Consider the following 16,413-nt stretch of genomic DNA (forward strand, 5'->3'; position numbering starts at 1 on the left):
TTCAATTCTAAGCCTAAGGTGCTGTACCAACAGCTATCCAAGATAAAAACCCCATTGACTGAGAACCTTCAGGACGCCGAATAACTTCTAAAATTGCATAATCTACTTCCTGAGATTTCAGTGATGCGTAGAAATCAGGATGATTACACATGGCAACAATCACATAGTGAATATTTATGAATGGCTCTTCCAGAGAGACCGGGACTACTATACTACTTTCTTCGTCATTGAACATAAATGGTGTCATGCCGTACTGTTGCAAAGAAGGCTTCTCAGATCTACTATATACAGGTTTGAAAGCGAGATGTTCAAAATTAACAGCATTTGACGATAGATGTGTCCCTTGAATAGCAGCCTCCTGCACGTGATCCATACCCACTGCACCCTGAGCCAAATGCCATCCCTGTACGCTCTCCGCTTGTAGATTCTCTGTCGCGACCGCTCCTACTTGCAATGCCGTACTTCCTACTGCTGATGCTGCGATGTGATTGGTACCTATGGCTCCTGGAGCGATATGCCACTCTTGCACGCTAAGCGCTCGTATATGTTTCGAAGCGACCGTCTCCGCCTGCAGTGCCTTGATTCCTACGGATTCTGCCCCGATCTTTGATGCCGTTATCGCTCCATCTTGCAACGACGCACTGCTTACTGCTGATGTCGCGATATGATTAGTACCTATGACTCCTGGAGCGATGTGCCATTCTTGAACACTTGCTGCTTGGATGTGCTCCGAGGTAACTGCACCTGCCTTCAGCGCTTTGCTTCCTACCGCTTCCGCGTCAAGCTTCGCTGCTGTTATCGAGCCATCTTGTAGCTCCTCGCTACCCACAGATGATGCCGCCAAATGGCTACTACGTACCGCACCTTCCGCGATATGCCATTCCTGCACGCTATCCGCTTGTAGATGCTCCTCCGCTACTGCTCCTGACTGTAGCGCTGAGCTCCCAACGCTTTCTGCACCAAGTTTGGCTGCTGTTACGGCTCCATCTTGCAACAACGCACTGCCTATTGCTGATGTCGCGATATGATTGGTGCCTATGATTCCTGGAGCGATGTGCCATTCGTGCACACTTTCCGTTTGCAAGTGCTCCGAGGTAACTGCACCTGCCTTCAATGCCGCACTACCTACAGCCTCTGCTTCTAACTTCGTCGCAGTCACCGCACCATCTTGAAGTTCTTCGTGACCTACTACAGACGCAGGTAAATGGCTTCTGCCTATGGCTCTTGGTGCGATGTGCCACCCTTGCACACTTTCTGCTTGTAGGTGCTTCAAGGTAACTGCACCTGCCTTCAGCGCTTCGCTTCCTACCGCTTCCGCGTCAAGCTTCGCTGCTGTTACCGAGCCATCTTGTAGCTCCTCGCTACCCACAGATGATGCCGCTAAATGGCTATTACGTACCGCATCCTCCGCAATATGCCACTCTTGCACACTTTCCGCTTGAAGGTGTTCCTCAGTAACTGCTCCTAATTGCAGCGCAGAGCTTCCTACGGCTTCTGCACCAAGTTTGGCTGCTGTTACGGCTCCATCTTGCAACGCCACACTGCCTATTGCTGATGTTGCGATATGATTGGTGCCTATGATTCCTGGAGCGATGTGCCATTCTTGCACACTTTCTGCTTGCAAGTGCTCTGAGGTAACTGCACCTGCCTTCAATTTCTCGCTTCCTACGGACTCCGGAGCCAAGTGCCTTGTGCCTATTGCCTCCGTTGCAATATGCCACTCCTTCACACTATCTGATTGCAAATGCTCCGAGGTAACTGCACCTGCCTTCAGCGCTTCACTTCCTACCGCTTCAGCATCAAGCTTCGCTGCTGTTACCACTCCATCTTGTAGTTCTTTGCTACCCACAGATGACGCTGCCAAATGGCTACTACGTACCGTATTCGGTGCGATGTGCCACTCCTGCACACTTTCTGTTTGCAAGTGCTTCGAGGTAATTGCACCTGCCTTCAGTTCCGCACTTCCTACTGCTTCCGCATCAAGCTTCGCTGATGTTACGGTTCCATCTTGTAGCTCCTTCCTACCCACAGACGATGCTGCCAAATGACTACTACGTACCGCACCCGGTGCGATGTGCCACTCCTGCACGCTTTCTGCTTGAATATGCTCCTGCGCTACTGAACCTAACTGTAGCGCTGAGCTTCCTACCGCTTCTGCACCAAGTTTAGATGCAGTTACAGCCCCATCTTGCAACTTCGCACTGTCTACAGTTGATGTTGCGAGATGATTGGCACCTATGACTCCTGGAGCAATATGCCACTCCTTCACACTTTCTGTTTGCAAGTGCTTCGAGGTAACTGCACCTGCCTTCAGTGCCGTACTTCCAACGGCCTCTACGTCTATCTTCGACTCAGTCACCGCACCATCTTGTATCTCTTCGCTACCTACTACAGATGCAGGCAACCGGCTTCTTCCTATGGCTCCCGGTGCGATGTGCCATTCTTGCACGCTTTCTGCTTGAATGTGCTCCGAGGTAACTGCACCTGCCCTCAGTGCCGAGCTTCCTACCGCTTCCGCATCAAGCTTTGCTGCTGTTACCGCTCCATCTTGCAGCTCCTTCCTACCCACAGATGACGCAGCCAAATGGCGACTACGTACCGCATCCGGTGCGATATGCCACTCCTGAATACTTTCACCTTGTATATGTTCCTCGGCTACTGCGCCTAATTGCAACTCTGAGCTCCCTACGGATTCAGCACTAAGTTTTGCTTGTGTTACGGCTCCATCTTGAAGCACCACACTGCTCACTGCTGATGCACTGATACTGGTTTCTGTCACTGCACCTTTTGCTAAAGCATTGTTTCCTACTGCCCCTTTCGAGATATGCTCAGTTAAGATAGCTTCCGATGCAATCTTCGCAGAACTGATACAGCCGTCTGCAAATTTAGATGATGTCACCGATAAGTCCTGAATTTTATCTGTTGAGACACTTTCAGGTGATAGCTTAAGCGAGGTTACCGCATAGTCGCCTAAATGTTGTGAGAACACAATTCCATGTCCTAACTGCTCTGTCTTAACACTACCCCATGATAGTTTCCCTTCCGTTACAGATCGATCTTTCAAGTTTACACTATCCACACTTCCATCCTGTAAATGTTGGCTAGATATCGTGTTATCAGCAATATGAAAGGAATGAACAGCATTTTTTTGTAACTCTGTTGAGCCAATACTGTTGATTGCAATATGCTCATTAGTTACAGTCTTTGGTGCAATATGTTTTGAAATCACAGCCTGATCTTCTATTGCTTGACTTCCAATTGCTCCTGAACTTATTTTGGCAAACGTCACGCTTTTATCGGCAAGCTTCTCATTCGTTATCGCACCTTCTTGAACATGACGAGTTCCAACTGTGTCATCTGAAATATGTCTACTCTCAATGGAGTAATGGTCAATTTTATCGGAAGTAACCGCATGATCTTCTAGATGTAACTTCGCAATACTCGCTACATCAATATGTTCGCCTCTAATGGCTCTTGGACGAATATGACCCGTATTAATAACATTAGGTCCAACATGAATCTCTTGGATTGCTGATTTAGCGATATGCCTTGCCATAACCGCTTCATTTACAATTTTTTGCGGAAGAATACTCTGATCTGCGATTTTGGATGCTGTTATGGTCTGCTCCACGATATGATTCGTACTCACCGATTGCTCTGCCAGCTTGGTAGAACCAATGCTTTGGTCAGCGATGTGTCTGTTGGTAACTTCTCCTGGCCCGATTTGATTCCCGCTTAAGATTACTTCTGCTAAATGTAGTGCTGTGATAGCATTATGAGCTAGAATTTCTGAGGTTACAGCTCCTTGTTGCAAATGAATACTTTCAATAGAATCCGGAGCGATATGGCCTGATCCAACAATCTTAGATGCTAATTGCTCCTTGCCAATGGCTTCATATGCGATATGTTCTGCAGTTACGGATCGTTTACTTAAATGACGACCTTCAATCGTTTTGTCCTTTAACTTATCACCGGTTATTTCCCCAGTCCGAATCTTTGAAGATGTGACTGCACCTTCACTAAGCTTGGAAGTCGTAATAGAATCATTCATTAAGTGGTGGTCATGTATACTGGAACTAGCAATTTTGCTAGTTGTCACGGACTGATCCTGAAGCATTTCACTAGAAATAAATAATCGACTAAGATGGCGTAGACTTATTGAACCATCTGCTATCTTGCTCGCGTCAATGCTCTTATCGGCTAATTTGACTGAGGTGATACTCCCATCCATCATTTTATCCTCATCAATGGAACGATCACGGATTTTTTCACCCGTAATAGCGCTATCTGCAATATGATCCTCTCTAATCGAGTCTAACGCAATTTTGGATGAATTAACTGAACCGTCTGCTAGCTGAATATGAGTCACCGCATAGTCTGCCATGTGCTCACTTTCGATGATCCCCAGCTGTAGTTTGGAACTATCTATTGCTCTAGCTGCTATTTTGTCACCTGTCACAGCCGCATAACTAAGGTCGTCTGTATATATGAAAGCATGCGGGGAACTCGGCATTTTTTTCTCTGCCATAATCCGTTCTAGATAATCTACAGCTTCGATGTTTACATCCTTGTCTATTTCCTTGTTTATCTCAGCTTCTAATTCGTCAATATCATTCAAGGATTCGAAATTCGGGGTGGGAGTAATGGAGAGAGCAGCATCAGTGTGAACATCATATATAGGGACCTCCGTTGCTAAGGAATTTATGTTTGCTTCTTTTTTCTTTTCTTCTGACCGATTGGATCTACTCATTAAATCCAGTTCTTGTATTTCAGGATTATCCACATAATATAAACGCTTACTGACTTTCGATGGATTGTTTTTCACCTTTTTTTTCAATGTTGTCGCTCCTCCCTGACGTAACGATCTCCAGTATTCTATGCGGACAGCTAGGCTGATGCCACCATATTAAATGAAAATAGGCACTACCTTACGACAAACAAGAGGTGACTGATATACCAAGGACTATCGCACTCAGATTGGCAATCTATCTTGATTTAACCTCGAATCTATGTCAATATATTGCAGAGCGCTTACGAAGCATCTCTGAAGGGAGTAAGACCATGGCAAAGAGAATTTTACGGCTAATGACGGAGCTCTCCTCAAGAAAATCGATATCCCGAATCATGGGACACTTTTCCCACAGTAGAATTAGCCGTTACGTCATACCAATGTTTATACGAAACTATCAAATTCCCGTATCCGAAGCAGAAAAAAATATAGATGAATATCATTCTCTTAACGCATTTTTTACACGTCGTTTGAAACCTGGCATGAGACCTATTGATTCACAGGAACATTCACTATCTAGTCCAGTGGATGCACGAATCACAGCTATGGGTACAATATCTTCAGGGACTATACTGAATGTAAAAGGGCAGAATTATACTGTAGAAGAAATTCTCCATCATTCTCCACATCTCGAATTATACAAACATGGCTATGTATTTGTTCTCTACTTAAGTCCAACTGATTATCATCGTATCCATTCACCTGTGACTGGCGTGAAGAGGGAGAGTGAACATATTAAAGGCCGTGTCTACCCAGTGAATGATTTCGGTATGACACATATGCCATATGTGCTATGTCGTAATGAAAGGCTTATTACATACATTCAACACTCCTTAGGAGAAGTCGCTGTCGTTAAAGTAGGGGCAATGAACGTGAGCAGTATTCAGTATACCGATGAGTCTGTAAACAAATGGAATAAAGGTGATGATCTTGCTTATTTCGAATTCGGGTCTACCGTGGTTCTTCTGATAGAAAATGGTACATTTACGCCGCGAGAAGATCTTAAACCAGGAGATTCAGTACGAATGGGGCAATCGTTGGGGGAACTTCATTCTTCAAAACAGAAAGGTAATATCTAGTAGAAACGGCTAGTCATCCTTAAAAATAAGGGTAACCTAGCCGTTTTTACTTGTATAAATAATACAGAATTATTCGCTGGAACCAACGAGTAGGTAATACATATTTGGCAACCATCGTTAACGTTGTTCCTTTGGGGATTCGATAGCGAAAACCTGGCGATGGGATGGTGGCAATCTTCGCGATAAGTAAAGCGACATCCATAGGATCACCACCACTTGTTGCACTACGTTGTGAATATTGAAGAATACGATCAAGTAATCCTTTATAGGGTGAGGTAGAGATTGATTTTAATTGTGAAAAACTCTTCCCCCAGATAGGTGTTCCATAAGCTCCCGGTTCAACCAATACGACATCAATCCCGAACTGTTTCACTTCCATAGCGAGGCATTCACTGAATCCTTCTAGAGCAAATTTAGATGATGCATATGGGCCAAAACCAGGAAATCCAACTCCCCCACTAATACTACTCATCTGAATAATTCGTCCCCCGTTTCCTTCCCTCATTAAAGGTAGAACCGCTTGAGTAACAGAGACCATTCCCATGAAATTAACCTCGAACTGTTGCCTCCACACGGATAGGGGCACCTCTTCAATCATTCCTCCATAAGCTGAACCAGCATTATTGACTAATAGATCTAGCCGACCATACTGCTCTTGAATTTGCTGAACTACTTCATGAACTTGTTCTTCATTCATCACATCCAATTCAACCACATGGATAGAAGACTCCACCCCTGCCATACAAGCAGCCCTTATCAGTGAATCTTTATCTTCTAACCTACGCATTCCTGACAAGACGGTGAATCCTTTTCGCGCAAGTTCTACACTGATAAGAAGACCAAATCCGCTAGAACACCCTGTTACAAATGCAATCCCATCTATTGTATTGTCCATGACTCATGTTCATCTCACTTTCTAAGACCAATCCATTTTTAACGAATTTCTGATGGATTGTGACCCGTATATTGCTTAAATTGTCTGCTGAAAAAGAAGATATCTCGATACCCGAGCGTATCTGCCACTTCGGTAACATTCATACCTGCGTACAATAACAAATGCTGTGCTCTTTCGATACGCGTCTTAATAATATAAGATTGAACAGGTATCCCTATGATATCTTTAAATTTAATTGAGAAATAACGTGACGACAGCCCAGCACGAGTGGCCAAATCTACTACGCGATGTTGAACACCTGGGTGTTGTTGTATGTAGTTTGCTATTTCATGTACGGCTTCTGCTAATTGATTACTTACAACTTTCTGTACGGGCTGATCCTGTTCCTGATCTATTCGTAACAAATGAATCATCAGTTGCTTAAGAATAAGTTGTCCTTCTTCCTTAGCCGCATAAGTATTCACTAGAAACAATCGTACATACCGTGCCAGCATATATTCCAAATCAACCGTCTCACGTACCACTCTATAGGGAAGAGGAATCTCTGTTACAGATTCTAGAACATCAAAGTGAATATAACTGATGACCAGTGGCTTCTGTGGATTATGAACAGCACTCGTGTGATCCCCGGGCCGAAATAGAAAACAACTTCCTCTACCGATTTCATAGGTAATACCATTCCTAATAAGAGTACCTTCACCACTCCAGACATAGAAAAGATCATAATTAGGCAGCGGCTTTTCTCTTTTATGCCATCTCCAACTGGGCTCACATACAATTTTAGCTAATGCGGGTTTGATTTCAAAAGAAGATGGCGAGGCATGTAACATAACGTAATCCCTCCTTGATAAAATCTCAAAATTCGCTCTTCTTTATCTCAACCTATTCGAATAATTGTTGCACATCCTGCCAAGCTTTCGCAAGCCGATTTATTCCTTCGATCATCTGATCTTCGTCTAAATGTGCAAATCCAAAACAAGCTGCTAAGGGACCTGGAAAGATCCCATAGAATGAAGCATCCCTAAATTCAACATTTCTCAACTTCGCCGCATCAATAAATGCTTCATATTCTTCTGCTGATCGTTGCCACTTCGTATAGATATGTAGTCCAGCATCACTCGGAACAAGTTGAAATATTTCGCTTAGATGTTGTGACATTAGGTCACAAAGTGTATCATGACGTACTCTATATACACGTGTCATTCGTCGGAGGTGGCGCTTATAATGCCCATGGTTCATGAAATATGCTAAGGCCCTCTGCTCTAAAAGCCCTGGCGTAATGGGGTCGTATAACGCTTTTGCTTGAATAACTGGTTCAACAAGTGAATTCGGAAGAATAGCGTAACCTATACGTAATCCGGCAAACATCGTCTTTGAGAATGATCCTAGATAGACAACTCTACCTTCTTGATCCAATGCCTTCAAAGGTTCAATTGGACGCCCCCCGAAACGGAATTCACTATCATAATCGTCTTCGATAATGACTCCTTTATGTCTCTGCGCCCATTTCAATATCTCCCTGCGTCGTTCCAAGGTGAGTACAGCCCCGGTAGGAAATTGACGACTAGGAGTTACAAAGAGCACCTTAGCATTCCAGTCTTCAGGAATTACACCATCGCTATCTAATTCTCCTCGAAGAATGTCACCTCCACATGCTTGAACTCCCATACGAATGCCGTGATAACTTGGATCCTCAACAACAACTGCGTCCCTTTCATTCACTAGAAGCTGTATCAGGATCGCAATACCCTGCATAGATCCACTAAATACGACAATATTTGAAGACTCAACTGAAATACCTCGGGTAACCCGAAGATAAGTTGCGATAGCCTCACGCAATTCTGCATCTCCCGCAGGAGAAGAAGCTATCGATAAATTCTTGCCACTCTTACCACCTGCATGATTTAGTGCACTTCGCCACTCATCATAAGGGAAAGATTCCATAGGCATTCCTTCAAGCAGAAAGCTAATTTTGTTATCCTGTTCAACATATTTTTTGAGAGATCTTGGTTGACTCATAATCCTATTCCCCCAATAAGAAAGGGTAATATCCGCACTAACTAACTCCTGTTTCTTTGAGTCTGGAGATGGACCTGCATGAGCAACAAATGTCCCCTTACCAACTGTCATTTGGACGTATCCCTCAGCTAGTAACATATCGTAGCTTTGGGCAACAGATCCACGCGATATATGATAAAGATCTGCTACATATCGAGTAGAAGGTAGCTTAGTGCCTGAAGTCAATCTCCCCTCTAGAATAGCATCTCGTATTGCATAATAGATCGCTAGATATTTATATCGATATTCCTCTAAATAAGATGCTAATGGCAAAGCGAATTCCATATCATCACCTTCTTCTTATTCAAAATTATACTAAAGTGGACTATAAAATAAAACGAAAATTGGATCTTTTTACTAGCCAGCGACTACTATACGATAAAACTATGATGTATTCAATCTACCAAATAGAAGAGGAGAGCGTTAACATATGAGAAGACAGGAATTTAGTGTACAAGATGAGGTAGAAGTTAATCAATTCTTATCAGATATGAGTTTTGGGTTTCTCGGAACCGTCACCGAGGATGGTAGACCACGCGTCACTCCATTAAACTTTGTATACGATCAGGGATGCTTTTATTTCCATGGAAGTCGTGTTGGTGAAAAAATGAATCACCTTCGTTCAAATGATCAAGTAAGTTTTACCGTAGCTGATGAATATGCATTAATCCCTTCATACTTCAGTGATCCCGCAATGGCTTGCCCCGCAACAGCGTACTTCAAAAGTGTAACCGCAAGCGGAAACGCAGTGATCCTTGAAGATCTAGTAGAAAAAGGACGAATATTTACTTTGTTCATGAAAAAACTACAACCAGAAGGTGGATACGATCCCATTGACCCTGCTGATCCGCGATATGCCTCACGACTTCGCAGTGTAGTCATGGTGAAAATAATAGCTAACCATTTATCAGCAAAATTTAAATTTGGTCAAAATTTATCTGAACCGGCCATGAACAAAGTGATCAATGGATTGGAAACAAGAGATCGTACAAGAGATCAAGAAACGATTGATCATATGAAGAAATACTGTCCACACCAGCAGTAATTCAGGAATTATCAGTGACTGTTGCTGAACTAGGTGGTATAATATGTCCAGCGAAAACGGTAAATTCCTACATTACACAAACTGGAAGGATGGAAAGCATGAACCAACTTGCTGGACAGTTAAACGAGAACATTCAAACTGGAAATACACACGTTTATGACATGTTATCAACACTAGGAAGAGAGATTTATTTCCCTAAAGAGGGGATTCTTAGTCAATCTGCTGAAGCAACAGCCCATGCAAAAAAATACAATGCAACAATAGGAATCGCTACTGAAGGTGGAATTCCTATGCATCTAAAGGTAATTCAAGATAAGTTATCTGCATTCCAACCTAAAGATCTATACAGTTATGCTCCTCCAGCAGGAAAACCAGAATTACGAACTGTTTGGCGGAACAAAATGTTGCAGGAGAACCCTTCCTTACAGGATAAATCCTTTAGTAATCCAATTGTAACCAATGCGTTGACTCATGGACTTAGCATTGTAGCCGATTTGTTTGTGAATGAAGGCGATGCCGTTATATATCCGGATAAAAATTGGGAGAATTATGAACTAACATTTGGTGTACGTCGCCATGGTGAGTGCATTAACTATCCATTATTTACAGAAGAAATGACTTTCAATAGCAATGGACTTCGTGAAGCTTTATTAGCTCAACAAGACAAGGGAAAAGCAATTGTAGTTCTCAACTTCCCTAACAATCCAACTGGCTATACACCAGGCCTCAAAGAAGGCGAAGAGATTATTGCAGTGATAACAGAAGCAGCAGAAGCAGGAATTAACGTCGTTGTAGTAACTGATGATGCTTATTTCGCACTCTTCTTCGAGGATTCCATGAAGGAATCATTATTTGGTAAGCTAGCAAGCATTCACCCACGTGTGCTCGCAATCAAAATCGACGGTGCCACCAAAGAAGAATTCGTATGGGGGTTCCGTGTAGGATTCATCACCTATGCTTCAGACAATGAAAATTTATTAGCTGCACTTGAACAAAAAACACTAGGAATTATCCGTGCGACAATCTCAAGCGGGCCACATCCTTCACAAACATTTATTCTTGATGCACTAAAGTCACCTGATTTCGCAGTCCAAAAAGAAGAGAAATTCCAAATAATGAAGGGTCGCGCTAATCGTGTGAAATCCTTGCTCGACAATGATAAATACGATGAAGTGTGGGAGTACTATCCGTTCAACTCTGGATATTTCATGTGCTTGAAATTAAAGACTGTTTCCGCTGAAGCTTTGCGTACGCATTTGATTGAAAAATACGGTGTAGGTACGATCGCTTTAGGAGATCAGGATTTGAGAGTTGCCTTTTCTTGTATCGATGAAGAATACCTAGAGGATTTGTACCAATTAATCTATCAAGGTATACAGGATCTACAAGCATAATCTGACTTATGATCCACCCATAAAAACTAGATTTTTAATCCATTTGGGGTAATACCCAATCATCATTTCTTTCCCATTCATACAATACGGTGTAGTACAGAAGTACATCATGTTATGAAAGGGGAATGAACATGAGTGGAGTAGAAGAAGTCAGAGGCGGATATGGCGGCGGAATGTTTACTAGCACAGGTGCGATTTTGGTCCTTTTCATCTTGTTAGTTATTATCACTAAATCATTCTGGGTATAATCTAGTATCGTGTATTCTAGAATAAGAGACCGGGGAAATTCCCCGGTCTCTTTGTTTATTAAGATATTAATCATCATCGTTCTCATGCTTGGCCTTACGTGTGAGTACAGCTTTAATAAGAAAAGATATAACTATACCTGAAGCAAGCGTTCCAAATGTTAAACTTGCATGTTCCCAACCAGATCCCAATAAAGGTAACCATAGAATAAAGGCTAACAACAAATGAATCTGAAATACAAATATCGTTACATTCTGTTGTCTACTTATGGCTGGAACCGGATAAATATTTAACCAGAAAGACTCGCGATGATAACGTAGTAAAGAGGATAATTGTACTCCAATTAAGAACAGTAAGAACAAATAAATACCACTTCCGAGCAAACTACCGCGTGTCCACCATATCAATACAACTCCCAATATACCCGCACGCATGACAATGCCTAATATATCGCTACGAATGAAGCTTTTGGTAATAAGATACTTATATGCAGAGCTAGATCTCCAAGGCAGCCGATTTCCTGCATTTGATAGTAAACGTCGAGGGTATACTCGTTGCTGACGCTCTGGGACATTAACAAACCACCCTAACACCAACATTACTCGACCAATCTGTGATTGTTCTTTAGCAATAAGACGCTCCCAGGCAACTAAATGTTTCATTGGAATCGATAATGAAAGCACATAGGTTATTACGATCAGTAACACATAGATTAGACTCTTCCCTACAGGCTCCCAGATCCATGCCATCATCGCCAAAGCCATAACTGCCCACCGAAGTAACCGATATCCTCTAGAAGCTCGAGTTGATACCATAGAAATTTCTTTCCAAGCTCCATAGCTTGAAATAATCTTTAATAAGAAGATTAGGATTAGAAATGTCCAGAACGTCTTCGGTTCAACCTCACTTCGAATGTAAAGTGGCCATGACGTAAAGAATACCAGTGACAATACCAGTAATTTATACACCACACCACTAATCCAACTACCTGATAAATAACGCTTCATTTTCGATTCTTGTGGGAGGAGAAATACGACATCAGGAGACTGAAGATATGTACGAAAACTACTTTGAACAATTAACGGAAGTAGTATAACCAGCATAATCCAACGAATAGGTAACCCTATGGGAATATTTTGTACCAATGATGTATACCATGCGGAGAAAGCTATGAACAGGAATAGGAACATAACCGCTACACCGCTTTGCATGACATACCCTAGATAGGGTACAATCTCCCCCCAAAATTGACGACGTCGTTCATTACGAAGATTCCTCAGATCCATATTCAGACCCTACCTTGGACAAGATTATAGAACAATTCCTCCAGCGGGGCTTCAGGGATGCCCGCTTGTTCTGCAATTTGACCAAGTGTTCCTTGAGCGATGATACTTCCTTGATGCATGACAATAAAACGGTCACAATAATTCTCTATGGTCGAGAGAATATGTGAACTAAGTAGGATTGAGGAACCTCCCGCTTTCAATTCCATCATGAAGTCAAGCAAAGAGCGAATTCCCAATGGATCAAGCCCGAGAAATGGTTCATCAATAATATACAGAGATGGCCGTGCTACAAATGCACACATGATCATCACCTTTTGTTTCATCCCTTTAGATAAATGAATCGATAAACTATCCATTTTATCTTCCATGCGAAATAATGCCATTAACTTTTGAGACCGATCCTCGTAGTCATCCTTAGATACACTATATGCTCTTGCGGTAAATTCCAGATGCTCTTTAACAGTCATTTCATCATAAAGCATCGGAGATTCCGGAACAAAAGCAAGTGCACTGTGATATGCCTCTGAATCTTCTTCCCGCTTCTTCCCTTTGACACGAATATCCCCCTTTTGGGGTGCCATGAGTCCTAGAATATGCTTCATCGTTGTACTTTTCCCCGCGCCATTCAGCCCGATTAGTCCTATCATCTCACCTGTTCCTACTTGAAGCTCAACATCATGTAATACAGGGCGGTTTAAACTGTAACCTCCTGTTAAACCCTTAATATCTAAGACTGGTGTTTCACTCATTAACATCACCTCAGTTTTAATAGCGATCCTCAATCGGACAGATCATAGAAAGAACATTATGAACGTGGTGGTTTATTCTTCAACCATTTCGGTGCACCTTTATTCTTCCGGACACGTTCTCGTTCACTTTTGCTTGCACCTGTTGCAGCTCGATTAGATTTACGTGATACCTCCGCGCTTGGTGTTGGTAGAACTGGAACACTCGCTACACTCAGTACAGTATTCTTACTTGACTGCTTGGGCTCTGTGGACTCCATCTTTGCTGGCTTAGTATAGGTAGTGTTCCGTGGAATCTCTTCACCTGGTTTAATAACTTTACCCGATGACATTATCCGAAGTCCGATCGGAGTATGAAGCTCTTTTGTGAACTTCTTAATGATAAATGTCTGCCGGTCTGTAACAATCGAGAGCACAATCCCACTACGTCCCATTCTTCCTGTTCGACCTGCGCGATGTACATAATGTTCCGAATCTACCGGTGGATCGTAATTCACAACCAACGTTAATCCTTCAATATCTAATCCTCTAGCTGCTAAATCACTCGCTACTAGCAACTTGAATTTGCCTTTACGAAAACGATCTAGAACCCCACTACGTGCCAATTTATTAGCATCGCCATAAAGAGCCTGAGTACTGATGCCTAAATGGTTCATTTTCGCTTCAACTACAGCAATATCATCTGTCGCATTGACGAATACCAATGCCTTTTCAGGATTGTAATGACGAATAAGACGACGCAAAACATCTGGCTTATCCCGTTCTTCAGTAATAAAGTAATAATGTTCAAGCCCTGACGCCGTCATTTGTTCTGGAGCAATCCCAATAAGAACGGGTTCCTTCATTTCTCTACTTACGAGATCTGCAGACTCTTTACTAATTGTTGCAGATAGAAACACTAGTTGGCGATCGCGCATAGCACTGCGTATAATTTTGCTAACGTCACCTGCTGCACCTAATTGGAACACTTGATCAACTTCATCGACAACAATAGAATTAACATTGTGCATCTTAACTTTGCGTGTCTCGACTAATTCTCTTATTCTTCCTGGAGTACCCACAATTAATTGGGGATGAAGTCGCAACTTCTCCAATTGACGTTTAGTCGACGCACCACCTATGAGTGCCAGAACACGAACACCACTCTGTTCGCCATAACGTTCACTTTCACGTACAATTTGCATCGCAAGTTCTTGTGTAGGAGCAATAATCAGCTTTTGAATTGACTTCATTTCAGGATCAATCCCCATAAGCATCGGTAGTAAATATGCAAGTGTCTTTCCGGTTCCTGTCTGTGAATGGGCTAATACATCCTTTCGTTGCAGAACAGCCGGAATCACCTCAGCTTGTACAGGTGAAGGTACCTTTATTTCAAATTCAGCTAGTTTATTAATCATCTCGATTGGAATACCTAGTTCGTCAAAAGAAGTAATATTCATATGTGTCCATCCTTTTTGTTCAAATCATTCTTATACATTATATGCTAAAATAGACATCGCTCCAAATACTTATAAAAAATTATATGCAATGCAATCTATATACACAAAGATATTTAGCAAAAAACCGGCCCTCATGGTAATATCCCCTTTAAGTAGACACTCAAAAAAAACCGCATGTTATCATGTGGGAAAGAGTGAACTTGGAGGGGATATTTTTATGGCTAAAAAAGGACAAGTATTTCAACAGTATACGAATGAATTTAAAGAAGTAGCGGTCAAAGAATACCTTAAGGGATTAGCAAGCTTCAAAGTGGTGGCAGAAAACTTGGGAATTAGGAACTGCACACAATTAAAAGTATGGGTGAGAAAGTGGCGAGATGGAGAGGAATTCGATGTACGTAAAAGCTTATCTAATCCGTTAAAAGGACGAACACGTACGTCTTTTGCCTCTGTAGAGGAAGAGCGAGATCACCTGAAAGTACAGGTGGACTACTTAAAAAAGCGGTATCCAAATCTGGTAAAGGAGGCTTCCTCAGTCAGCAAGACAACTATCAAGTAATTGAAGAACTCCGTGAGTTACACGGTGTCACGCGTTTATTAACCATTGCAGGTGTACCCAGAGCCAGCTACTACAAATGGCGTGCAACGCGATCTAAGCGTATTGAAAGACAAGCGCGAGATCATGAAATCAAGGAGCACATGATGGCTATTCATTCCGTTCATTCTTACTTTGGATATCCACGTATGATGACGGCTTTATGGGAAGCAGGCTATCGTGTCAACCACAAAAAGGTAGCGCGGCTCATGAGGGAATTATCCATCCAATCCGTGATACGAAGGAAAAGACAACGATTCAATTATACACCTTCTGTCGTATATCCTAACCGATTGAAGCGTCAATTTCATGCTACAGGCCCTCAACAAAAGATGGTCACAGATATCACCTATATCTCCGATGGTACACGCTTTTATTACCTGTCTGCGATTCAGGACTTATTTAACAATGAGATCGTAGCTTGGCAAATATCAGATCGTAACGATGTTAAACTCGTACTAGATACGATCGACCAGTGGACAAGAAAAAGAGACGTATCAGAAGCCGTGCTCCATTCGGATCAAGGTTTCCAATATACGTCTCAAGTGTACAACACACGACTAGAAGCATTCAGCGTCAAAGGCAGCCACTCTCGCAAAGCAACCTGCCTGGATAACGCGTGCATCGAATCCTTCTTTTCGCATCTCAAAACAGAGAAGTTGTATCTTCTCCAGTGTAAGTCAGAAGCCGAGATACATCAAGCCGTTGAAGATTATATCTACTTTTATAACTATCAACGGTTTCAGGCTAAACTCAAACAACGCGCGCCGATTGAGTATCGGCACGCGCTGGCTGCATAGTTTTTTCATCTGTCTACTTGACAGGGGTATGACCACTCATG

12 protein-coding genes and 1 pseudogene are annotated in these 16,413 nt (G+C 42.5%); 6 read left to right on the forward strand and 7 right to left on the reverse strand.

Annotated features, from left to right (window positions below; genetic code table 11):
* Nucleotides 1-13: 13 nt before the first annotated feature.
* Nucleotides 14-4,837 (reverse strand): WIAG-tail domain, encoded by a 4,824-nt coding sequence (locus tag LPB68_RS06865; RefSeq protein ID WP_068654593.1) that lies wholly within the window; start codon nucleotides 4,835-4,837, stop codon nucleotides 14-16.
* A 224-nt stretch (nucleotides 4,838-5,061) separates the two neighbouring features.
* Here LPB68_RS06865 and asd point away from each other — a divergent pair, with 224 nt between their 5' ends.
* Nucleotides 5,062-5,868 (forward strand): archaetidylserine decarboxylase, encoded by an 807-nt coding sequence (gene asd, locus LPB68_RS06870; RefSeq protein ID WP_068654591.1) that lies wholly within the window; start codon nucleotides 5,062-5,064, stop codon nucleotides 5,866-5,868.
* Nucleotides 5,869-5,914: 46 nt separating this feature from the next.
* On the opposite strand, the gene LPB68_RS06875 is transcribed toward asd, so the two are convergent.
* From LPB68_RS06875 to pdxR, 3 genes are read right to left on the reverse strand one after another with little or no spacing between them, the layout of a single operon-like run.
* Complete coding sequence (locus LPB68_RS06875; RefSeq protein WP_068654589.1) at nucleotides 5,915-6,763, reverse strand: SDR family oxidoreductase; 849 nt, start codon at nucleotides 6,761-6,763, stop codon at nucleotides 5,915-5,917.
* A gap of 38 nt (nucleotides 6,764-6,801) precedes the next feature.
* The gene (locus tag LPB68_RS06880) at nucleotides 6,802-7,593 is read right to left on the reverse strand and encodes a helix-turn-helix domain-containing protein (protein WP_068654588.1); all 792 of its coding nucleotides are present in this window, start codon (nucleotides 7,591-7,593) and stop codon (nucleotides 6,802-6,804) included.
* Nucleotides 7,594-7,645: 52 nt separating this feature from the next.
* Entirely contained in the window at nucleotides 7,646-9,106 is a 1,461-nt protein-coding gene (gene pdxR / locus LPB68_RS06885; RefSeq protein ID WP_068654586.1) for a MocR-like pyridoxine biosynthesis transcription factor PdxR, read from the reverse strand.
* A gap of 145 nt (nucleotides 9,107-9,251) precedes the next feature.
* Here pdxR and LPB68_RS06890 point away from each other — a divergent pair, with 145 nt between their 5' ends.
* The 3 genes from LPB68_RS06890 (at nucleotide 9,252) to LPB68_RS23365 (ending at nucleotide 11,508) form a co-directional block, all read left to right on the forward strand.
* Nucleotides 9,252-9,866, forward strand: coding sequence for a pyridoxamine 5'-phosphate oxidase family protein (locus LPB68_RS06890; protein WP_068654584.1), 615 nt, complete (start codon nucleotides 9,252-9,254; stop codon nucleotides 9,864-9,866).
* A 98-nt stretch (nucleotides 9,867-9,964) separates the two neighbouring features.
* Nucleotides 9,965-11,260 carry an aminotransferase class I/II-fold pyridoxal phosphate-dependent enzyme gene (locus LPB68_RS06895; protein ID WP_068654600.1) on the forward strand — a complete coding sequence of 432 codons (1,296 nt, stop codon included), beginning with the start codon at nucleotides 9,965-9,967 and terminating at the stop codon, nucleotides 11,258-11,260.
* Between the two features lie 131 nt (nucleotides 11,261-11,391).
* A complete protein-coding gene (locus LPB68_RS23365) occupies nucleotides 11,392-11,508 on the forward strand; it encodes a YjcZ family sporulation protein (protein WP_232510129.1) in 117 nt (38 codons plus the stop codon).
* A gap of 66 nt (nucleotides 11,509-11,574) precedes the next feature.
* On the opposite strand, the gene LPB68_RS06900 is transcribed toward LPB68_RS23365, so the two are convergent.
* Genes LPB68_RS06900 through LPB68_RS06910 form a run of 3 tightly spaced genes read right to left on the reverse strand, consistent with a single transcriptional unit; the run spans nucleotide 11,575 to nucleotide 14,977 of the window.
* Nucleotides 11,575-12,792, reverse strand: a complete 1,218-nt coding sequence (locus LPB68_RS06900; protein ID WP_068654582.1) for an ABC transporter permease — start codon at nucleotides 12,790-12,792, stop codon at nucleotides 11,575-11,577.
* Between the two features lie 2 nt (nucleotides 12,793-12,794).
* Nucleotides 12,795-13,541 carry an ABC transporter ATP-binding protein gene (locus LPB68_RS06905; RefSeq protein ID WP_068654580.1) on the reverse strand — a complete coding sequence of 249 codons (747 nt, stop codon included), beginning with the start codon at nucleotides 13,539-13,541 and terminating at the stop codon, nucleotides 12,795-12,797.
* A 56-nt stretch (nucleotides 13,542-13,597) separates the two neighbouring features.
* Entirely contained in the window at nucleotides 13,598-14,977 is a 1,380-nt protein-coding gene (locus tag LPB68_RS06910; RefSeq protein WP_068654578.1) for a DEAD/DEAH box helicase, read from the reverse strand.
* A gap of 217 nt (nucleotides 14,978-15,194) precedes the next feature.
* Here LPB68_RS06910 and LPB68_RS06915 point away from each other — a divergent pair, with 217 nt between their 5' ends.
* Complete coding sequence (locus LPB68_RS06915; RefSeq protein ID WP_068659106.1) at nucleotides 15,195-15,536, forward strand: transposase; 342 nt, start codon at nucleotides 15,195-15,197, stop codon at nucleotides 15,534-15,536.
* A pseudogene (locus tag LPB68_RS06920) lies at nucleotides 15,530-16,372 on the forward strand (IS3 family transposase); the annotation flags it as partial. The gene LPB68_RS06915 and the pseudogene LPB68_RS06920, both read left to right, overlap by 7 nt.
* Between the last annotated feature and the right edge of the window lie 41 nt (nucleotides 16,373-16,413).

The organism is Paenibacillus crassostreae (assembly GCF_001857945.1).
Taxonomy (GTDB): Bacteria; Bacillota; Bacilli; order Paenibacillales; family Paenibacillaceae; genus Paenibacillus_AQ; species Paenibacillus_AQ crassostreae.